This is a genomic window from Nostoc sp. (assembly GCF_036917315.1).
Taxonomy (GTDB): Bacteria; Cyanobacteriota; Cyanobacteriia; order Cyanobacteriales; family Nostocaceae; genus Nostoc.
The window spans coordinates 173,601-194,158 of sequence record NZ_JBALDR010000048.1; the positions used below are offsets into that span (position 1 = coordinate 173,601).

A 20,558-nucleotide genomic window follows, 5' to 3' on the forward strand; every position below is an offset into this window, starting at 1 on the left:
CGTCTCGAAGAGAAGATCGCCAAGAAAAGAAACAGATAATTTCACAAATGATTTAGGATTGCTATATAAACATTTAATATCCTTAAAATAATTTTCAAGTTAGTAGTTGATGGCTGAATTTTTGGAGTTGAAGTTGAACCCAATTACCACCCTTGGCTATACATTGATGGCATATATCTCCATAGCCTTCGCCTTGGTCATTGCATACAATTAACCTGGCTCGACCTGTCTGAGAATTTTGCTGGCAAATTAAACATATTTTACTAATTTTGCCTGTATTACATTCTATTTGAAATTTCATGTATCTTCTCCTGGTTAAATATATTTAAATGAAGTGAAAATTATCTATTTTAGATTTATATTTTTTGAAAAATTTTCTCTATAAAAGAGTGCATCAAAAATAAAATTTATGCTTTATCAGCTTGGTTTAACTGCTTGACCAATGTAGCAAATAGAAGTATCATTATTAATTTTTATTTCAAATAATTCTGCTTTTTCACCTTTAATTTGATTATTTAAGCCTTTAAGCAGGATATTTTTTAATGTTTTAAAGCTACTCCCACCCGTCAAATCAAATCCTTTAATTTCAAAATCTGCAAAGCCAGCCCTTTCCATTACTTCTATCATTTCTTGGGGTTTAATAAACTTATTCCAGTCATGAAGTCCAGGCGGTATATGATTTAGGGTATCTTCTAAAAGCCAAATCATTATAAATTTAGACTTAAAATTTCTATTAATTGTGTCAAACAAAAATAATCCATCTGGTTTTAAAACTCTATAAGCTTCTGAAATAACTTTTTTCCAATCTTCAACATGTTCTAATACGTCAAAGCACAAAACAACATCAAAACTATTTTCTTCGTAAGGGAGGTTTTCAGCTAATGCTCGCTGATAATCAATTTTTAAATTACTTGCTCTAGCATGTTCTTGGGCTATTTTAATTGAATTGAAAGATAAATCTATTCCAGATACATCTGCGTTTAGATTAGCTACAAATTCACAAGCTAATCCTCCTCCACAACCAATATCTAAAACTTTCAATCCTTTCCAATCTGGCACGAATTTTGAAAAAAACTCGAATCTTGACTTGTTAAGATGGTTAGAAAGATATAAAGTTTCTTCTTCCTTCCACCATTTATCTGCGTTTAAATCGTAGTATTCTAAGTTATTTCTTTTCATTGTCTACTCTCCTGTATAAAACAAGTTAATTACTTTAAAAGTTAGGCAAATAACTTCAATTCCTACGATACATTAAACTTGATAATGCCAGATATCAAGACTGGCGGTGTTTAAGGGAGCCATTGTAATCCCTTATCCTGTAATTTTTGCTCGATCTGCTGCATTTCTTCGATACTTTCTCCAGTAGCGATCGCATAAATTTCAGTATAGATTTTTCCGTATTTAGCTTTCTCTAAAGCCGACAGAACGATCAAGTCTTTGCGATCTAGTTCTGGTTTTAAAGTCACTAAAATTGAATCTAACGTTCCTTCCATACGATAGTCACTGGAATATTTAGCTACTTCCTTTCCTAGTCCCAGTAGGGTATGACGCTGCAAGCACAACGGAGTCGAGCCATTGACTCGAAAATTGGCATCGATCGCATAAAATTGTCCGTCTCGATCTTCCAACACATCGAACCCAATCACGCCGAAATAACCCTGTTTGTGAGCATACTGACCAATGGCAGCAATCATCTCAAAAAACTTGCTCATGTCAGTGTTGCGGTAGTCAATCAGTCCGCCTAAATAGTTGCCTTCTGGAGTGACGAGTTGCCTGGTCGTACCGATGAGGGTTATCTCTCCTAACTTGTTGACATAGAACTGTACGCAGTAATTCTGCACTTCATTCTTGACGAACTCCGAAACAATAATCGTATCGAGCAACTGAATATCAAGATATTTCCTGATTTCTTCAAAACAGTAGTTCAAATCGCTGGAGCTTTTGATAATATAAGTGCCTTCTCCTGAGAGTCCGTGGGACGTTTTAATTAAATAGGGAAATTCTGGTAATTTAATATCTTCGAGATTGACTTCATGCAAATTGTAGCTTTCGTATTTTGGACATTGCACCCCCAGTTGGTCTAGCGTTACTTTGCTAAGTAAGCGGTAATGGGTGTCTGAATCAACAGCGTGTTTTTCAGGTTTTAGACGATCGAAGGGAAATAAAGTGATGAGTTTGTCAAAATGTTCGCCCTGGCTGAGGTCATCCAAATAAGTTGAGCAATCCATCATCGATCGATTGGAGTCGCTAAAGCCGAAATGCTCTTGCCAGTATTCAAGCAGAGACTTTGGTGGTGGAATAATCACAATTCCAGGAATGCGATCGCCTAATACAGCCAGATTTTTCCACGGTTCCTTCTGACAAATCTTGTCGAAGGAGGTTTTGGTGGCTTCACTACTGCCATCTTGAATAAAATATTTTTTTCGGTTAGGATAAGCAGCCCAACTGGCAGTTGCAGGGTAATTTAAAATAAACCCATAAGATGCATCTGTAATATCTTCAGCAAACAAGTCAGAAAGAGAATTCCCTTGAAAGTATTGAAAGTTATATTTTGAATTCATCTAGTCCTCCGAGAAACCGCATCCATAAAAAGGATGCGGTTTTTTTTAGAAAACGAGTTTCCTGGATTTCCAAATAATACCAACTTGAAAAAATCAAGCTGTATATTTAAACTTGAAAACTCAGATGTAACTTGGCTTCATTAATTACGCATTATTTGAGCGTAGCCAATCGCGAATTGGTATGAGTTATTTCTTAGTAAAGACAGCCACCTTGTCTTGCCCTGCGGTCATATAAGCACAAGCCATGTGTGATGAATTATAGGCCCAACCAACGCGTCCTTGACGGTCTATGAGGATGCACCCAGCTTCACCTTTAACCTTAGAAACCAAAGCGTCAATTGCCATCTGTGCGGCTTCATCTGGATGCCGATCTCCAGTCAAAAAATCGATCGCAGTTTTAGCCAAAACCACCGGTATAATTGACTCGCCATCACCTGTTGTTGAGCAACCGCCGATTTTATTATCAGCATACAAGCCACAGCCAACGATCGCAGTGTCACCGACGCGACCTTGTTGCTGCTTTGTAGTCCCGCCAGTTGAAGTACCAGCAGCTAAGATACCACTAGCATCCAAAGCTACACAACCTATAGTGTTGGGACGATCGATAACTTCTCGATCTTCCTTCCACTGCTGCCATTGTTCTTCAGCTATTAGGTCTTCTTTTTTACACATTTCAGCACCGCAATCTATGGCGAAACGTTCTCCACCCCGCGCTACTAGCAGCCTGGGCTTGTCATCCATAATTTTTCGGGCAACCGAGATTGGATGACGTACCCCCTGAACTGCTGCGATCGCTCCCCAACTTAAAGAGCCTTCCATAATCGCCGCGTCTAACTCCACCTCGCCGTCGCTGTTGAGAGTTGCACCAAGACCAGCGTTAAATGTCGGGTCAGCTTCTAGAACACGAGTAGCTGCTTCCACAGCTTCTGCGGCTGTACCTCCGCTAATTAGCACTGCCCAACCAGCTTCTACTGCTGCTGTACAGCCTGCATTGTTGGCTGCAACTTTATCGTCTGTGATGGTTTTTGCTCCACCGTGAACAATGATAGTCGGTATCATATAATTTCTTCTTGTTAGTATGAATTTTGTGGGACCGCAATCGCTTTAACAGGTTCGTCAATTAGTTGTAGCGATCGCATTTTTAAAGTCTCTAAACCCAAGTGCTGGGTTGCTGATATAAAGACAGCTTCAGGATAATCTTGTTGAACCCTAGCCCAGGTTTCGCTATCTACTTTGTCAACCTTGTTAAAAGCAATCAAACTTTTTTCTGGAATCTCAGGCATTTCTTCGAGTATTTCCAGGACACTTGCAATATGGCTTTCCCAAGCTGGATGGGACAAATCCACGACATGAATCATCGCATCAGCCTCAACTACTTCCTCCAATGTGGCGCGAAACGCGTCCATCAGTGGTGGTGGGAGTTCGTGAATAAACCCTACAGTATCTGTGAGCAAAATCGAGCGGCGTTCTTGTGTTTCTGGTTTTGTAATTACCACCTTGCGGGTTGTTGGGTCGAGGGTAGCAAATAGTTGATCTGCGGTGAAAACCTCCGCATTGGTTAACACATTCAGCAAAGTAGATTTACCAGCATTGGTATAACCAACTAATGCCAGAACCGGAATTTGTTGCTGTTTTCGGAGATGTCTAATCCGGGCGCGATGTGCTTGTAATTCGTTTACTTCCTGCTGTAACTGGTTTATTCGTCGTTGAATTGTTCGCCTTTCCGTCTCTAGTTTTGTTTCACCAGGCCCTCGCGTACCAATCCCCGCACCTAATCGAGACATTTCCTGACCGCGACCGCGCAACCGAGGTAACATATATTCAAGTTGCGCCAGTTCTACTTGTAATTTACCCTCTTGAGTGCGAGCGCGTTGAGCGAAAATATCCAGAATTATTTCTGTGCGATCTATAACTCGGATGCCAATCTCTTGTTCTAAGTTACGGGCTTGAGATGCAGAAATATCTCGGTCAAAAACGATTAGATTAGCTCTTACTTTTTGAGCCAAAAGGGTGATTTCTTCAATTTTCCCCTTCCCCACTACTGTTTGGGGATGGATGCGATGTCTGCGACGGGCTACGCCTACGCGCTTTTGCCGCATTGTATCGAGTACAATTCCCCCAGCACTTTCAACCAAACGTACCAGTTCTGCAAGTCCATCTTCAAATCGCTGAACTGAGACATCATCTGTCTGCACTCCTACCAGCAGCACCCTATCTTGATCGGAAATAATTTCTTGAGATAAGAATATTCCATCCCCTGCGTCAACAATTTCTCTTTCCCATTCGTGAACTAGTTCATCAAATTCCTGTTCGGTTAGATCGTCCAAGCTTAGAGGAGGTGAAATTACCCAAGGACTTTCTGAATCAGGGAAAAGGTAAGTTAGAAAAGCTTCTTTTACTTCGCCATCAATTGCGCTTAACATGACAAGAGCATCTAAGCGCTGACGCATCATTGCAATCAATGCTGCTTCATCAGGTGGTTCTGATTTAACTTGAGTAGCAATACAACGGATTCCGCTCAAACGTTCTGCACTGCGGCGGGGTAATTCTTCAGGTGGAATTTGAGTTTGACTAGGTGTTCCTACAGCAACTCGGAGAACTTGCCCACGCCGATTGAGATAACAACAAATCGGGTGATGAATTTGTTGACTGATTGTACCTAAGGCTTGAGCAAATTCTGGCGTAATAAATCTATCTGCTGGTTGATTTTGCTCATAAAGCTGTTGCAGTCGTTTAATTTGACTAGCTTTGATGCCTTGAACATTGCCATAAATCTTTTGCATAAAACTAACAATTTAAAGTTTAGTTTTCATCTGTGTATATTGTTATTTTGGTCTTTTTGAATTTTGATTTAATCTACCAAGAGAAATAAGCAACTTAGCTATAGATAATTACCTCAAAATAAAGCTTCTATAAAATGGTTTATAGAACAATGAAGTGAGGCATCAACCATGAATGAGACTGTAAACGTGTAAGTTTCACTGTGGTTAACGCAGACACAACAGCAGAGGTACAAAGAATATAGACTAGATGTCCCTAATTTACGTACAACTATTGTTCATTAGCCACGAAGAACGCAAAAGTGCGATCGCTTCTTCTTTTTGTTTGGCTTCGACTTCGATCCACGGTGCTTGGTAGTAGACGTTAGGCATATCGGTAATCAAGTCGCTGTGTTTTCTGTCATTGAAAGCTTGCTCACCATTGGAAATATGGACTAATTGCCAATCTGGATTTTTCCAAGTTTCTCGCGCTGCGTAAAACATGGATGCTACACTCGGATGATCGTAGCTATCCAAATTTTCGTGGCAAATATGATGATGGGCATCAAATACCATCGGCACACCAGCTTGCTGACATACTGCTAAAATCTCATCGGCACTATAGGCGTATTCATCGTTTTCTAGAGTCAAGCGACTTTTGATGTTTTCTGGTAGTTCGGAAATTACTTTTACTAGTTGTTCAGCCCGTTGAGATTTGCCACCATGAATATTCATCAATGACCAAGGCGATCGCGGTAGTCCCAGTAAGTCAAGTATACGTGCATGTCCTGCTAAATTATTGATACTTGCCTGTACCACTTCGGGAGAATCAGAACTTAGCACTACATATTGATCTGGATGCAACACCATTCTGATGCCCAATGCATTTGCTCGTTCACCGATTGTTGCTAAATCAGCGCTCATTGCTTCTAATATATTTGCGCCGATTTTGTCTTCTAAGTCACTTAGGGGAAATAAATTAGAAGACATCCGATAAAGCTGAATTTTATTCTGCTGACAAAAGGAGAGGGCATCATGTAAGCGTTGTAAATTATGCCGATACAGTTCACTCAGGGCACTTTCGCGATCGCTAAGGGAAAGTTTTAAGTATCGGGTGCGCGTCATTGTCCGAAAGCGCACTTGTTTGTCCGATGTGATGCAAACTAGCCCTAAAGAGGGCAGTGTACTTTTTTGGCACTGCTGTGCATTAGGTAAATTTTGAAACTCGATTACGCTCATTAACTAATACTAACTGATACTTGTTTTAAGCCCTTCTTTAATTTAAACAAGTTCTACCATTGGCTTACGAATACCTAAAGAATGAATTTCTAATACCAATTCTGTATGAAGATGCACAGAATATTAAACGAACCGCCAAGTACGCCATCGCGTAGCGTCTCGTTAGAGAAGAGCGCCAAGAATTGAGAGTTACTCATTTAGTGCAGCTTCACATTAAATTGGTATAAGGCTTAGAGGATGTTTGAAATTGTCTTTACTTATGTCGTTGTTGATGCCATTGCCAAGCATGGGCGATAATTTCGTTCAAATTAGGATACTTTGGATGCCAGCCCAATATTTTAGTTGCTTTGTCGCTGCTGCCAACTAAAATAGGAGGGTCGCCTGGTCTGCGATCGCGTTCTTCTATTTTAATTTCTTTGCCTGTTATCTCTTTAGCAGTTTCTATCACTTCTCTGACTGAAAAACCACTGCCATTTCCTAGGTTAAATACTTCACTCTCTCCACCTTTGAGCAGATATTCCAAACCTAAAATATGGGCTTGTGCCAAGTCAGTCACATGAATATAATCCCGAATACAAGTCCCATCAGGTGTAGGGTAATCAGTACCGAAAATCAAAATTGATTCGCGCTTACCAAAAGCAGTTAGTAGTACTAATGGTATGAGATGAGTTTCAGGTTCGTGGTCTTCACCCAGCAACCCATTAGGGTCAGCACCTGCGGCATTAAAATAGCGAAAACGTACAGACTTCAAATTGTAGGCTGTATCAAAATCAGATAAAATTCGTTCTACCATCCACTTGCTAGTAGCATAGGGACTAATGGGATCTTGTGGATGATCTTCGGTAAGAGGAACGAACTTTGGTACACCATAAAGAGCGCAAGTAGAAGAAAAGATAAATTTATTAACTGATGCAGCAATCATTGCTTCTAAAAGTGTCAGAGTGCCTGCAACATTATTTTGGTAATATTTGGCTGGATCGGTGACAGATTCACCCACTGCGATATAAGCAGCAAAATGCATTACTGCCTCTATATTGTGAGTTGAAAATATGTCATCGAGAAGAGTGCGATCGCTCATATCTCCAACAATCAATTTTACCTGTAAAACTTCTTCTACAAGTTCTCGATGTCCGTTCGACAGATTATCTAAAACGATTACTTCATAACCTGCGTTTTTCAGAGCTAATGCAGCATGGGAGCCAATATATCCGGCTCCTCCTGTTACTAAAATAGTTGACATAATTTTGCGATGGGAAATTGGGAATTGCGAATGGGGAATTGGGCAAAACAGTTTTGAGTGCAGAGTAAAGAGTTAGGAATTAGGAGTTAAGAGTTAGGAGTTAGGAGTTAATAATTTTCCCCCTGCTCCCCTGCCTCCCCTGCTCCCCTTAATAATTAGATTGCCAGTCAGACTACTAACTTCTTTCTTCCAAGTAGCGAGAAATTGCATTGTCAAGGTGTGACATTAATTCACCTCGATTGCTACCAAGAACGCTGTAAGCTGGACGGGGAGCAATGAAACCAAGTTCTTCTGTAGGAAGAGCAATTAGACTGCTGACACTCACACCTGCTTTTTTCGCCGCTAATCGTGCCAAGTCAGCCCAAGCGACAGCACTCTTGTTAGCCAAATGCCACAAACCTTTTTCGCCATCAATCAATAAATCAAGGCTGGCATGAACAAGATCGGGTACATAAGTAGGCGAAACGATCGCATCTTCGGCTGCAACAAAAGTATTACCAGCACTAAGCTGACGTAGAGCGATCGTGACAAAGTTGTATTCATCCCACGGGCCGAAAAATGCGCTGGTGCGAATCATTAGTGATGCCGGATGAGCCTGCAATACTAGCTTTTCTGCCAAAACTTTGCTGCACCCATATATATTGAGGGGCGCAACGGTATCAGTTTCGACATAAGGATTCGACTCAGTACCATCGAATACCAAATCTGAAGAGAAAGTTACCAGTGCCACATTATGTTGAGCGCAAGCAGCAGCTAAAATCGCTGCCCCTTCAGCATTTACTTTCAAACAAACATCGGGTTCGCGTTCGGCATCGTCCACCCGGACGTATCCCGCAGCATTAACAACGGCCCACGGTTGCAACTCGGCAAGTACTTTATTGACGGAAGCAGGATTGGCAATGTCCATATCTTGGCGTCTGAGCAGGCAATATGAAATTCCTCGCACTTGACACAACCGAGCAAAAGCCTTGCCTAGTGTTCCTGTGGCTCCCACGATCGCTAGGGGACGATTGGAAGCAGGGGAGGAAAACGGGATAGATGGGGGAGATATGCGACAACTGACGGCTGGGTATAATAGGCGCTCTTCTCGATGCCACCATCCTGGTGTATCAAGTAGTGGATGGTTGGGTTTATGCCCAGTGGCTAAATCTCGCACCATCTTGGCGATCGCAGTCTGTCTAGGCTGTGGCGATCGCAAATCAAACACACCTGACTCGTAGTATCCTGCGGAGCGAGTCACTAAACTATTCCAATCGTAGCTGCCGAGAAGTGCCCAAGCAGTCACAGCACGAACATCTGCACCTTGGTTTCGTAATTCTTGCGCTGCATTCCACACTTCATTGAGCCAGCGTAGTTGTTCCTCACGAGTGCAACTCAAATGAACTTCAGTCACAGCAAGGGGCAGTTTATAACGTTCCCATGTCTCTTTGAGCAATGTTCGCGGCCCTGCCAAACCCTCTGCACAAACTCGCACTGCCTCTACATCTGCATACTTGTCCCGGCCATTACCACCATGCGTCCAAGCTGGATAGTTTTCTAGATTTTCATCTAAAAAGCGCTCGCTTGTCAGGTAATGGTTAATGCCAATAATGTCAGGCGGACAGGTATATTGTAAAAATTCTTCAAGTTCAGTCTCGCTAATGCCACAGTCGCGCAGGTAATCCCACATGGGATGAGTTGGGTTGATTCGACCGCATAATAAATCAAGACTTAACCAACGACGCTCGTTTTCAAATTCTGCTTGATAAGCCAGCTTTGGCGTACTATGAGTTTTACCCAAATCCTCAGTTTGTACGAGTTGAGCGTTGGGATTGACTTCTCTGATTGCTTGCATCGAAAGAGCGATCGCTTTACACTCTCCTAACAAAGCACGGGCGAAAGTTAAATCGTCTCGACCGTGAGGATACCAGTGACCATACATCCCACTGAATCGTGCTGTTGTCAGTGGCTCGTTGATGGGTGTGTAATGTGTAACCCAAGGATAGCGTTCTGCAACCGCACGAGCAAACACCGCTAGTTTCTCAGGAAATTCTGGATCTACTAAGCTGGTATCACGCGGCCCACTGCCATGATGCACTAATCCCACAATTGGACAGATTCCGAGTTCGCGCAAACGCTCCAGCCGTTCATCTGCCCACGACCAATCAGCATTCTCCAAACCGTTGGGCGCTATCCGCTCCCAAAGTATTGGATAGCGGATGGCGTGTATGCCAAGTTCAGCGAATAAATCTAGGTCATCCAAGCGGGTTGCATGACCATTGCGTTCTAACTGATCGAGATACTCTTCACCCACACGATTAACCGTACACTCGACACCAGCCCAAACTTCTACGGGAAGTTGTGCTTTGTTAGTGTTGAGTGTTGAGTTGAAAGCAGAAGTCATAATTTACAACTCAAGTTGATATTTTATTTGATGGGTTCTTTTTCAGTTTTGTAGGGTGTGTTATGCCGGAGGCTAACGCACCATCCTAAATTTTCGGTGCGTTACGCCGTGTGCAACTTTCTTTCAAAGCTAACCCCCCAACCCCTTCCCTACAAGGGAAGGGGAGCAAGAATGAAAGCCTCTCTCCGTTTCGGGGAGAGGTTTGGAGAGGGGTTCCAGGAATAAGTCGCACATCGCGTTGCGTTAGCACTAATGTCCATAACGCACCTTAATAAATACAGAGCAGTCCTAATTACGAATTACGAATTATTTAAGCCTTAACCGCAATTTGTTTGTACACAGACAAAGCCTGAGCAACACATTGATCCATGTTGTAGTACTTGTAGGTCGCTAATCGTCCTACAAAATAGATCCCTGGAGTTTCATCTGCCAACACCTTATATTTCTTGTAAATTTCCTGATTTTCAGGACGTGGTACGGGATAATAAGGATCTCCCTCAGCTTTCGGAAACTCGTAAACAATACTAGTTTTAGAGTGTTCTTGACCAGTTAAGTATTTAAACTCTGTCACACGAGTATAAAGCTGTTCATTGGGATAATTGATTACTGGCGCTTTTTGAAACACACTCGTGTTGTGCGTCTCATGCTTGAAATCAAGCGAGCGATAAGGTAATTTGCCGTAGCGATAATCAAAGTATTCGTCAACTGGCCCGGAATATACCATCTCGCGGCAAGGTATAGCTTTTTGAATTTCCTGATAATCGGTGTTAAGCATTACCTTGATGTTCGGATGATTTAGCATATTATCGAACATCCGGGTAAAGCCGTGGAGTGGCATTGCCTGGTAAGTATCGGTAAAATAGCGATCATCACGATTAGTCCGTGTGGGAATTCTGGCAATTACTGATTTATCAAGTTCTGATGGGTCAAGTCCCCATTGCTTACGGGTATAATTTCGGAAAAACTTTTCATACAGTACTCGACCAACTTTGCTTATCACCACATCTTCACTAGTGCGGATGTATTCTACGGGTTCAGCAAGCGATTTATAAAACTCTTCCACCTCAAATGAGTTGAGATTCATGCCATACAGCTTGTTGATGGTGTCGAGGTTGATCGGAATCGGGACAAGTTGCCCGTCTACACTGGCAAGGACGCGATGTTCGTAAGACCGCCACTGAGTAAAGCGTGAGAGGTATTCAAAGACTTCGCGGGAGTTGGTGTGAAAGATGTGGGGGCCGTATTTGTGTACGAGAACGCCATCATCATTGTAATGATCGTAGGCATTGCCGCCTATGTGGTTGCGCTTGTCTACAACCAGCACTTTTTTACCTTGAGTTGCCAAACGTTCTGCAATGACGCTACCAGAAAAACCAGCGCCGACAACTAAGTAATCGAAGACAAAATCTCTGGTAATGATATTTGGTGCTTGTTTACCAGCTGCACCTGTGGAGTTAGCTTTGTCTTCACCATTACGGGCGGCAATGGCAGAGTCAATCAGCTTCATCATTGATGCCCAAGTGCGATCCCAAGAAATCTTTTCTAAAAAGACATCTACTCGACTCAACCATTCTGAGGTTGGGGTATCCTCTTGCATTGCAAGTTCTGCGGCGGTAACAAACTCAGAAACTGTATCTGCAATTCGCACCAGTTTTGATTCTCCATAAGGACGCACCACATCCCGAATTGAGGTAGATACTACAGGTCTACCTGCTGCAAGATACTCTGGAGTTTTGGTAGGGCTAATAAAACGTGTTGACTCGTTACGCGCAAACGGCAACATTGCTAAGTCCCAGCCTGCTAAATAGGCAGGTAGTTGTTTATAATCTCTGCCACCGAGATAATGAATATTTTCATGCTGTGGCAGATTTGCTGGATCGATTTTGACAACTGGCCCAATAATTACTAAATGCCAGTCGGGACGTGCTTCAGCAATACCAGCAAGCAGTTCGATATCCATCCGTTCATCAATTACGCCAAAGAAACCAAGACGAGGATGAGGAATATGAGCTTGATCTTCTGGTTCTTGAATATTTCTCGCCTGGCCAAAGTGGGGGACATCTACACTGCTGGGAAAGGCATAAACGTTGGGGTGCTGGTTCACCTTACTTTCGTAAAGGCTTTGTCCCCCTGTAAATACTAAGTCTGCACGGCTGAATAGTTCGGCTTCGTAATTCTTTAAAGTGGGTGATGCTCCTTGGAATGCTGACAATTCATCCATGCAATCGTATACCACGGCTTGGGGTTGCAAGTGGCGGGTAAACGCGATCGCCATTGGTGTGTAATACCAACAAATGTACTTGTTGATATTATGTTCTGCAAACAAACTATCTATTAATACTTGTAAATCTGCATTTATTGCTTCTTCACTTAAACCTTGTGGTAGGTGTGGCACAACCACAACTACTCCATTAGAATCTTCATTTACATCTAAGCTTGCCAAGGGTTCTTCAGAGAAAATTGGCTCTTCAATAAAGAACACTCGCTTTCCTTGGGCGCAACGACTAAGAAGATGTTGTGGTCTTTGATAAACGAAATTCCAACGCAAATGAGATAAGCAAACTATATCAGGTGTGTCTTTAAAGGTTTCTGTTGATTGAACTTTTTTGTTAGACGAAGTTAAATTCAACCGTGACGGACTCGATGATTGCGTTTGGGCTAACTGCGATCGCTTTGTTTTACGCTGCTTCGGCGAAATAACATTGCTGACACCGTTGTTTTTGACTTGAGATTTTTCACTTGTCATAGTTCGTCTCATTATTTAAATTATTAATTCTGACTAGCCAAACGTTAATACCTTTTCTTTGTAAGGCAGCACCAAGCTTACTATCATGCAAAAGCTTGCAACATATTTTGCTGCTTTTCAATATCGAATCGGTATAAGAAATACTTGGTTGCATTAATAATAATGTACTGTTTTATATCTAACTTTTTCATCTACCCAAATAAATATAAAGTTAGTTTTTTTATTAAGTCCTAAGCACTATATTTTTATGAATATCTAAAATTCAGTATTAATTTATGTAACGCGATCTGGGATATTTATAATACCATGCAAATATATTTATGTTTGTCTGTTCGGTTTTGTACATAAGCTCATTAAAATAATTATTATTAATATTAAAGTTAATAAAATCAGTTTATTTATTACCTGATTTTTTTATTCATATTAAATATTTAACCCTAAGAATATATAAATTGATTCTTTTTTAAGTATTAAGCAGCATTATTTTTTACAAAATAAATATTAATTTGTGACTCTGAAGACTTGTTGCTGTAACAATTATTTTATAAACCATAGTAAATGAAGTAATTTATTTTATTGTTGGTTTATTAGAAACAAGTATTATAATTTTCACCCTAATGATATATCTGTTCTCTCAACCTTGGGTAGGTTAAAAGCCTTTTGGCTATGTATAACATTGTAACATTGGTTGTAATTCAATTCATAAACCTCACGCGATCGCTCCATTAGAAGCGATCGTGTTTTTCTATCTCAGAGTTTTCAAATAAATAGGTAGCGCTGGAAGCTTTTTACTCTAAAAAATTTAATTTGTTCAGTTCAAATTATGACTTTAGGTATAAAAACTAAAACTTAATCTTAAAACGACTGACAGAGAATACATTGAAACCTATGACAGATAATCACAAGTTTTATATTAGCTACAACCTTAGTTATCACCATAGAGCAATCTGATTTGATTTCTGTTCGCGCAGGAAGGCAACAGGGAATAGCCAAGAAACCTCTTTGAGCTATGGGGAATTTTTTCAATAATCAAATATGAGTCCTATATTAGTCGAAGGAATTGTAAGTAATGAATGCAAGTGTTTTGTCAGCACCTAAGTTTCGTAGCGGTCAAAAGGTAGAGTTTATCGGGGGAGAAGGCATCATCAAAAATTACCGGCCTCAGTCAGGTAGCTGGGTTTATTTGCTAGAGATGCCTATGGGTTTAGAGCCAGAAATGGGTCGAGTTGGTTATGAGACTATGATTTGGCTATATGAAGTAGATATCTATTCGCCCTTAAATAATTTTTCTCAGCATAAAATGCTAAATCATGAACAAAAAATGCCATTTCTAGAAGTTGCTAAAGCAAGGAGATATGACAAGAATACAAATAATTAATCAGTAAAGATTTTTTAATGCGAAAAAAGCATGAAGCCGAAATCAGCCAAATCTCTAAGCCTTGCTTAAGATAGTATTCATTACTTTTGATAGAGGGAAATATATGAAAGAGAAAGTTGAATTATAAATATTCTGCTGAGACAGTTAACCAGCTAGAAGTAATCTATTTACATCTATTAAAAAATTAGATTTTCATGATTTATTAGCTAGCGGTTACTATTTCGTAAACATCTACACACTTACTAAGAGAAAAAAGATGGAAAACATTAACCAGGCGAAAATGATCGAGCGTTACATTGCTTTGGCTATCGGAATCATTTATTTACTTTTAGGTTTAGCTGGATTTGTACCAGCTTTGGTTTCATTACCAGGAACGAGCGAATCTTTTGTTCCACTTGATGAATCTGCTGGGGCTTATTCTGCGGGTTTTGGTTATATTTTTGGTGCAATTCCCACCAACTTTTTGCATAACATTGTACGTTGTGCCGTAGGATTGTTAGGAATTACTTCTTACAACAATACTACCACTGCGCGTCTATTCAATCGTGGTTTTGCAGTTTCTTATGCATTGCTGGCGATCGTCGGATTGTTGCCTTTGGGTAAGACATTTTTCGGCTTAATGCCATTGTTCGGCGCTAATGTTTTGCTTAATGCATTAGCAGCGATCGCAGCTGGCTACTATAGCGTTGTTATACCAGCTAAAGTGAGCGGTGTTAATGTATCGCAAAATCTTCAATAGTTACTGATAGTCTGCGGTATCCAGGTAGGGCCATTGCAAGATGGCCCTTCTGGTTTCCAGATCAGCATATCTAAGCAGATTTGCCGCATATCCATGTTTTTCGTCCAAGCATGGTAGACAACATACTCAGTCTTACCATCTGGCCCAAAAACAATAGAATTATGTCCCGGCCCTCTAACAAAATTAAGAACAGACTTTAGCACCCGCGGCCCGGTTTCGTTACCTGCATCAGAGTAAGGCCCCATCACGTTGTCAGCAACGCCATAATCTACGCCGTAGTTCTCAGTTTCCCAGCGTCCACCACTATAAAAGCAGTAGTATTTCCCTTCATGCTTACGAACGCAGGGGCCTTCTAAAGTATGCCAATCATAGATTTCACCGTACATCAAACGGTTGGCTAAAAACCGTTGCCAATCGGATCGCGCCCGTAAAACCACTTTCCCTTCACCAGCAAGCTTAGTCATGGTTTGGAGTTTATCTACAACTAATGCTGTGCCAGCACGCACTCCATCCGATGTATCCAGAAAGTCACGGGCGTAAAACAAATACCACTGTCCATCGTCATCCTGAAATGGGTGCGGATCGATCGCAAAAGGACAGGACTTTGGATCTACGACTGGCTCACCAACATCTTGATATGGTCCTAACGGAGTATCGCTTGTAGCCACACGTAACTGATGATTCTTGTCTTCATGTCCTACAGAATAGTATAGATAAAACTGGCGATCGCTGTAAGCAACTTCGGGGGCCCAAAAATTATCGCCAAGGGCGGGATCTGGCCGCTGTAGCGCGTTACCAACATAATCCCAATTTACAAAGTCGAAGGAGCGTAACAGAGGAAAGACACATGATTTATGATTGGAGTTAACATTTGGTGCGTCCGCTATTTCATCTACCGTTCCTTCTGCTTCTGCTGCGCCAGTGCCGATCGCATAATATATCCCTTCGTGTTGCCAAACAAAAGGATCGGCAAAATAACCTTTGTAGACTGGATTAGTATAAGTTTGCATCTTAATTATTTATGTATGGAATGACAAAAATTCTTCTTCCACTAGTGGTCTGTCCCATTATTGAAAGATAAGAGAACGAACCGCAAAGGACGCAAAGAGCGCAAAGGAAGAAGAAAGAAGGAAAGAAGGAAAATTGATTCATCTATCAGACTTAATGCCATAGACCAATACGCTTAGGTTAAGCATGTCTTTCTTCTCTTTGCGTCCTTTGCGTCTTTGCGGTTCGTTAAAAAAATTTACTTTGGCAAAGACAAAGAGTTTTAGCCTTAACTGAACTGTATTGTGTGATAGACAACTAGTATTTGAAATTTACGTAAGTTTCGACTTTGTTCTTAGGTAAGCTTTCTACTAGCTGACACCGTAGCATCTGCTTTAGTTTTTCTGGGAGGCTTTGATAATAGTCTTGTGGGAGAGTCAAATCTACCTTTGGTGTGTGCAACCAATGCATCGCATAGCCCATAACTACCATCGGTCTTGGGTGATTTGTCCGATTTGGGGAACCGCGATGTAGTGCTAAAGGCGATCGCACCATCACGTCACCAGGCTGCATATAAAAGGATTCCATTGGAATTTCACCACTGGCAACTTTTTCTAATCCCTCTTCTCGCGGGATAACATGGGTTCCACGCGCCATTTGAAACGGCCCGTTTTCTGCGGTTACTTCCAGCAGGGGAAAGTTAACTGCGAGGGCGTAAAGTGGTGTAACTATGCGATCGCTAAATAATGGGCGAAAATCCCGATGGGTTTCCTGATAATCTGAACCCTGGAATGGGACATCAACTCCCATCTGAACCATTACGTATTCTTGGTAAAACACGCGAGCTAGGATACCCATGATCGCTGGATTGGCAAAAACTAACTCATTAGCGAATGGGTAAATCCAAGGCAAGGTTAGATAGTAGCGGGAAACTTCACGAGGAGCCAACCCACCTGGTTGATTTTGACGCTCGTGAAATAATTTTTCAAAAGCTTGTGCCCACTCGTCAATTAATTTTTGCTCAAAAACACCGGGAATCACACAAATTCCGTCTTTATTGAGTTCTTCAGCAAATCGGTCTAGGTCGGTAGCTGAATATTTCGCTATACCGCCTATACTTTGAACCATCTTTTTTATCCTCTCCAACTTATAACTAGAGTCGTATTAATATCAGACCTCTAGGGTATTTTTTAATTGCTTGTCGATAGTAGCGCACTATTTTCAAAATTAGTGGCTGATACCAATTCTCTGCAACAATTAATTAAAATTATTTATGCCCAATTACTTAACAAACTGACTCTTTGACGCTTCAGGCAATGCAACACTATCGCCCGGCTTTGAAGGCCATCTGATAGTGAGAATAGTACAGTCGGACTCAGCAACCCACCAATGGGACACACCTGCACACCAAAGAACATAATCACCTTCACGAGATAATAAAATTTCTCTATCTTCAAATTGTAGGCGAAACTCTCCGTGAATGAGAATTGAAAGCGTCGCAGCTTGGTTATTTACTGCCCATTCAGTTCTACTCTCACCTGCTTTGTGAACAGCCCATTTTACTTCTAGCATTTCCGTGGAACGCGGATCGTCTTCAGGGGTGATAAAGTGACCCATGAACCATCCCCAACGATTTACACCTTCAACGCCTGCGTTTCCATAAACAACTTTAGGCTGCATCACTTAACTCCAAAGAAGGAACCAAAATTTGTCCCGTGTAACCTGCTTGCTTATATTGTTCAAGGATATGGGTTGCAATATCTTTGCTCTGGCCTGATTTAACCAAAGCAACACAAGCACCGCCAAAACCAGCACCTGTCAGCCTTGCACCAAACACTCCTTCTGTTTTCTGCAAAATCTCTACTAATGTATCCAGTGCAGGTACAGACACTTCGTAATCATCTCTCAAACTGGCGTGGGATGCGTTCATCAATTCACCAAACCGCTCAGATGTTACTCCCTGCAATACTTCTAAGACGCGGTTATCTTCTGTAACTACATGACGGGCACGCCGCCGTAGAGGTTCGGGTAGTTTTTCTGTTACTTTAGCGTCAGTAATATCTCGTAGTGCCTTAACTCCAAGCGATCGCGCCGCCTCTTCACACTCAGCCCGGCGCTGGTTATAACCGCTAGTGGCAAGGGTGCGAGGTACACCGCTATCAATAACCAAAATCTCCGCTTTTTCAGGCAAAGGCATCACCCGGCGTTCTAAAGTCCGAGTATCTAAAAACAAGATATGCTCAGTGTCAGCCAAACTAGAAGCCATCTGATCCATGATGCCGCACTGCACGCCAGCATAGTGAATTTCTGCTTGCTGGGCGAATTGGGCAATTTCAACATCATCAATGGGAAGGTTGAGAAGTTGGCGTAATGCCCGCAGCGTTGCCACTTCCAAAGCCGCGCTACTAGATAAACCCGAACCCATAGGAACCGATGATTTGACGTATACAGAAAGCGATGGTATTGTGTGTCCTGCTTTTTGCAAAACTTCAATACAGCCAAAAATATAACTGGCAAATCCAGACGGGGAATGATTGTCTAAAATGCTCACTTGCTCGTCGAGATTTTCCGAGTAAAAGTGATGATGGCCATCCTTACTCAAACCTAGCTCTACCGTCGTAGATTGAGGAATCGCAGTTGGCAGAACAAAACCATCGTTATAGTCGGTATGTTCGCCTAGTAAATTTACTCTTCCTGGCGCACTGGCTTGAGTTTCAGGTGGTTTAGCAAATACTTGTTGAAAATCCATAATTTTTAATTGTACAAAGGTACAGGGCGTAACCTTCCTTCTACCTCAACATTAGGAAAATTTGGATCGAAAGTTAAATTTTCCAACTTTCCATCCTTGAGAATCACAAAAGTATCTTCAATCTTTGCCCCTGCTAAACTAGGGTTCCAAGCAAGAGCAATACCTTCTGCCAAAGTATCAGTAGTAGTTGGATTGGCGACGATTTCTCGCGCTAGATATCCAGTGGTTCCTCCCTGGTGATGTTCGCGGATGGCATTGGGAAATCCATGCTGCTCATAAGCCTGAGCTAGGGCGTGATAAACTGCATCGAGACTGGTTCCGGGTTGGCACAAATTTAAAACTACTGCTTCTATTTCGCGCACATGGGAATGTAATTCCGCCCGTTCGTCTGAAAGCTTACTAAAACAAACAAATCGAGTCAGATTTGCATACAAACCGTAACCTCTCGCGCAAAACACCAGCATTGCTTGTTGTCCAATCTGTTCTCCGGTGGCTGTTGCATGACGGTATAGCGGTAAACGCCTCTCACCCGCTACCAGCGTCAGCGCTGGATGCAGCCCTTGCGCCCATAATGCCTCTGCACCTGCACCCGCTAACTGATATTCTGTCCAAGTTGGCTTGGCGGCTTTGAGTACCTCTGTCATTGCCTGACTAGCTTTTTGCCCGACTTGACGATATCGCTCTAATTCACTTGACATCATTACCCGTTTATGATTTTGCAGAGTTGGGGGTAACGGTTTTTCTAAATTGGAGATGGGGCGATCGCTAATTACTTTTCCGCCGCCAGTTACATCGCGAACAAAAGACTCACGGGCAGCATAATCAGCCCAAGGGTTCACATATACCTTAAAATTAGCAGGCAGTTCTTCATCCTTAAGACGCTGGGCTTCAATTTCATCCGTCAATACCCAAGCCTCGTCTGTAGTTACTAATACTTCTGCTACGCCAGTTTCAGCAGTAAGTAGCACGGTATTAGAAGCACCAGCCGTTGCCCAAGCAAACCAGTCTGTACCACGCAAACGCACGCCTTGCACTTCAGATTCACACAAGGTTTGCCCGATCAACTCTAGCTTTTTGGAGACTTCCTCGTTCATAGAAAATTAGCAACCACAGATGAATACAGATAATTATGAGATTTATCTGTGTTTATATGCGTATGTCTGTGGTTTGAGAAAAACGTGGCTACGGTATTATATCGAGTTTGGCATTTCAATATTTACAACCACTACTGATAATCCCTTCGCCTTCTTCTCTGGTAAAGCATCATTAGTAAATATACTCACTTCGCCCAATTGTAATTTTCTAAAAACTCAAAAATTTAAATTTAATCCAGTTGCTTAGAAAAGTGTATTTGTAATTACAGATCAACTTCACATCGACTAACCCCTCTAGGTGAATGGCACATTGAGCCAAGGTAGTTCTCAAGAACGATGTAATCGTCAGTAAATTTTTGAAATTATAAAAGCGCAGTAGCTACAAAGACATCAAAAAAAGCCCATGAAATCCCAAGAGACTCAAAACAAAATAACAGAGAATCATGTTCCCCTGCCAGAGAACCCACCTAACGACATGAATGCTCAAGAACCTGATAAATCTGAGCCTATGACTCAGGTACAAAAGGATAATGTAATCACCAACCAGGACTTACCCAATCCACTAGCTCGCTATGGGTTTACTGTGGTTATATTGGCTACTTTCTTATTTGTTGTCGCCCTTTACTACGGAATTATTAACCCCTGACTAGTTCACCTAATTTAATCCCACAAAAAGTACAAAC

Annotated in this window: 17 protein-coding genes; 3 read left to right on the forward strand and 14 right to left on the reverse strand. The window is 41.7% G+C overall.

Annotated features, from left to right (window positions below):
- Positions 1-94 precede the first annotated feature (94 nt).
- From V7K84_RS22055 to glf, 9 genes are all read right to left on the reverse strand, one after another.
- A complete protein-coding gene (locus tag V7K84_RS22055; protein WP_334841170.1) occupies positions 95-301 on the reverse strand; it encodes a hypothetical protein in 207 nt (68 codons plus the stop codon).
- A 116-nt stretch (positions 302-417) separates the two neighbouring features.
- Positions 418-1,179 carry a bifunctional 2-polyprenyl-6-hydroxyphenol methylase/3-demethylubiquinol 3-O-methyltransferase UbiG gene (ubiG, locus tag V7K84_RS22060; RefSeq protein ID WP_334841172.1) on the reverse strand — a complete coding sequence of 254 codons (762 nt, stop codon included), beginning with the start codon at positions 1,177-1,179 and terminating at the stop codon, positions 418-420.
- Positions 1,180-1,289: 110 nt separating this feature from the next.
- Positions 1,290-2,561, reverse strand: coding sequence for a carbamoylphosphate synthase large subunit (locus V7K84_RS22065; protein ID WP_334841174.1), 1,272 nt, complete (start codon positions 2,559-2,561; stop codon positions 1,290-1,292).
- Between the two features lie 186 nt (positions 2,562-2,747).
- Entirely contained in the window at positions 2,748-3,620 is an 873-nt protein-coding gene (locus V7K84_RS22070) for an isoaspartyl peptidase/L-asparaginase family protein (protein ID WP_334841175.1), read from the reverse strand.
- Between the two features lie 14 nt (positions 3,621-3,634).
- The gene (hflX, locus tag V7K84_RS22075) at positions 3,635-5,344 is read right to left on the reverse strand and encodes a GTPase HflX (protein ID WP_334841177.1); all 1,710 of its coding nucleotides are present in this window, start codon (positions 5,342-5,344) and stop codon (positions 3,635-3,637) included.
- A gap of 258 nt (positions 5,345-5,602) precedes the next feature.
- Positions 5,603-6,559, reverse strand: a complete 957-nt coding sequence (gene uvsE / locus V7K84_RS22080) for a UV DNA damage repair endonuclease UvsE (protein WP_334841179.1) — start codon at positions 6,557-6,559, stop codon at positions 5,603-5,605.
- Between the two features lie 253 nt (positions 6,560-6,812).
- Positions 6,813-7,799, reverse strand: coding sequence for a UDP-glucose 4-epimerase GalE (gene galE / locus V7K84_RS22085; protein ID WP_334841181.1), 987 nt, complete (start codon positions 7,797-7,799; stop codon positions 6,813-6,815).
- A 175-nt stretch (positions 7,800-7,974) separates the two neighbouring features.
- Positions 7,975-10,182, reverse strand: a complete 2,208-nt coding sequence (locus tag V7K84_RS22090; RefSeq protein ID WP_334841182.1) for a family 1 glycosylhydrolase — start codon at positions 10,180-10,182, stop codon at positions 7,975-7,977.
- 310 nt (positions 10,183-10,492) lie between these two features.
- The gene (gene glf / locus V7K84_RS22095; RefSeq protein WP_334841183.1) at positions 10,493-12,928 is read right to left on the reverse strand and encodes a UDP-galactopyranose mutase; all 2,436 of its coding nucleotides are present in this window, start codon (positions 12,926-12,928) and stop codon (positions 10,493-10,495) included.
- A 1,069-nt stretch (positions 12,929-13,997) separates the two neighbouring features.
- Here glf and V7K84_RS22100 point away from each other — a divergent pair.
- Positions 13,998-14,306, forward strand: a complete 309-nt coding sequence (locus V7K84_RS22100; protein WP_334841185.1) for a hypothetical protein — start codon at positions 13,998-14,000, stop codon at positions 14,304-14,306.
- Positions 14,307-14,562: 256 nt separating this feature from the next.
- Complete coding sequence (locus V7K84_RS22105) at positions 14,563-15,045, forward strand: DUF4383 domain-containing protein (protein WP_334841186.1); 483 nt, start codon at positions 14,563-14,565, stop codon at positions 15,043-15,045.
- On the opposite strand, the gene V7K84_RS22110 is transcribed toward V7K84_RS22105, so the two are convergent.
- The 5 genes from V7K84_RS22110 to V7K84_RS22130 form a co-directional block, all read right to left on the reverse strand.
- On the reverse strand, positions 15,039-16,055 hold the full coding sequence (locus V7K84_RS22110; RefSeq protein ID WP_334841188.1) for a glycoside hydrolase family 43 protein: 1,017 nt from the start codon (positions 16,053-16,055) through the stop codon (positions 15,039-15,041). The genes V7K84_RS22105 and V7K84_RS22110 overlap by 7 nt on opposite strands.
- A gap of 295 nt (positions 16,056-16,350) precedes the next feature.
- Positions 16,351-17,160 (reverse strand): phytanoyl-CoA dioxygenase family protein, encoded by an 810-nt coding sequence (locus tag V7K84_RS22115; protein ID WP_334841190.1) that lies wholly within the window; start codon positions 17,158-17,160, stop codon positions 16,351-16,353.
- A gap of 153 nt (positions 17,161-17,313) precedes the next feature.
- Positions 17,314-17,712, reverse strand: a complete 399-nt coding sequence (locus tag V7K84_RS22120) for a signal peptidase I (RefSeq protein ID WP_334841192.1) — start codon at positions 17,710-17,712, stop codon at positions 17,314-17,316.
- On the reverse strand, positions 17,702-18,781 hold the full coding sequence (galK, locus tag V7K84_RS22125; RefSeq protein WP_334841194.1) for a galactokinase: 1,080 nt from the start codon (positions 18,779-18,781) through the stop codon (positions 17,702-17,704). Before galK ends, V7K84_RS22120 begins: the two co-directional genes overlap by 11 nt.
- Positions 18,782-18,786: 5 nt before the next feature.
- Positions 18,787-19,875, reverse strand: coding sequence for a M24 family metallopeptidase (locus V7K84_RS22130; protein ID WP_334841196.1), 1,089 nt, complete (start codon positions 19,873-19,875; stop codon positions 18,787-18,789).
- A gap of 403 nt (positions 19,876-20,278) precedes the next feature.
- Here V7K84_RS22130 and V7K84_RS22135 point away from each other — a divergent pair, with 403 nt between their 5' ends.
- The gene (locus V7K84_RS22135) at positions 20,279-20,521 is read left to right on the forward strand and encodes a hypothetical protein (RefSeq protein WP_334841197.1); all 243 of its coding nucleotides are present in this window, start codon (positions 20,279-20,281) and stop codon (positions 20,519-20,521) included.
- The last annotated feature ends 37 nt before the right edge of the window (positions 20,522-20,558 follow it).

Excerpts from the sequence above, each read along its gene's own strand:
- V7K84_RS22055 (WP_334841170.1), bottom strand. The coding sequence starts at position 301 with ATGAAATTTCAAATAGAATGTAATACAGGCAAAATTAGTAAAATATGT.
- ubiG (WP_334841172.1), bottom strand. The coding sequence starts at position 1,179 with ATGAAAAGAAATAACTTAGAATACTACGATTTAAACGCAGATAAATGG.
- V7K84_RS22065 (WP_334841174.1), bottom strand. The coding sequence starts at position 2,561 with ATGAATTCAAAATATAACTTTCAATACTTTCAAGGGAATTCTCTTTCT.
- V7K84_RS22070 (WP_334841175.1), bottom strand. The coding sequence starts at position 3,620 with ATGATACCGACTATCATTGTTCACGGTGGAGCAAAAACCATCACAGAC.
- hflX (WP_334841177.1), bottom strand. The coding sequence starts at position 5,344 with ATGCAAAAGATTTATGGCAATGTTCAAGGCATCAAAGCTAGTCAAATT.
- uvsE (WP_334841179.1), bottom strand. The coding sequence starts at position 6,559 with ATGAGCGTAATCGAGTTTCAAAATTTACCTAATGCACAGCAGTGCCAA.
- galE (WP_334841181.1), bottom strand. The coding sequence starts at position 7,799 with ATGTCAACTATTTTAGTAACAGGAGGAGCCGGATATATTGGCTCCCAT.
- V7K84_RS22090 (WP_334841182.1), bottom strand. The coding sequence starts at position 10,182 with ATGACTTCTGCTTTCAACTCAACACTCAACACTAACAAAGCACAACTT.
- glf (WP_334841183.1), bottom strand. The coding sequence starts at position 12,928 with ATGACAAGTGAAAAATCTCAAGTCAAAAACAACGGTGTCAGCAATGTT.
- V7K84_RS22100 (WP_334841185.1), top strand. The coding sequence starts at position 13,998 with ATGAATGCAAGTGTTTTGTCAGCACCTAAGTTTCGTAGCGGTCAAAAG.
- V7K84_RS22105 (WP_334841186.1), top strand. The coding sequence starts at position 14,563 with ATGGAAAACATTAACCAGGCGAAAATGATCGAGCGTTACATTGCTTTG.
- V7K84_RS22110 (WP_334841188.1), bottom strand. The coding sequence starts at position 16,055 with ATGCAAACTTATACTAATCCAGTCTACAAAGGTTATTTTGCCGATCCT.
- V7K84_RS22115 (WP_334841190.1), bottom strand. The coding sequence starts at position 17,160 with ATGGTTCAAAGTATAGGCGGTATAGCGAAATATTCAGCTACCGACCTA.
- V7K84_RS22120 (WP_334841192.1), bottom strand. The coding sequence starts at position 17,712 with ATGCAGCCTAAAGTTGTTTATGGAAACGCAGGCGTTGAAGGTGTAAAT.
- galK (WP_334841194.1), bottom strand. The coding sequence starts at position 18,781 with ATGGATTTTCAACAAGTATTTGCTAAACCACCTGAAACTCAAGCCAGT.
- V7K84_RS22130 (WP_334841196.1), bottom strand. The coding sequence starts at position 19,875 with ATGAACGAGGAAGTCTCCAAAAAGCTAGAGTTGATCGGGCAAACCTTG.
- V7K84_RS22135 (WP_334841197.1), top strand. The coding sequence starts at position 20,279 with ATGAAATCCCAAGAGACTCAAAACAAAATAACAGAGAATCATGTTCCC.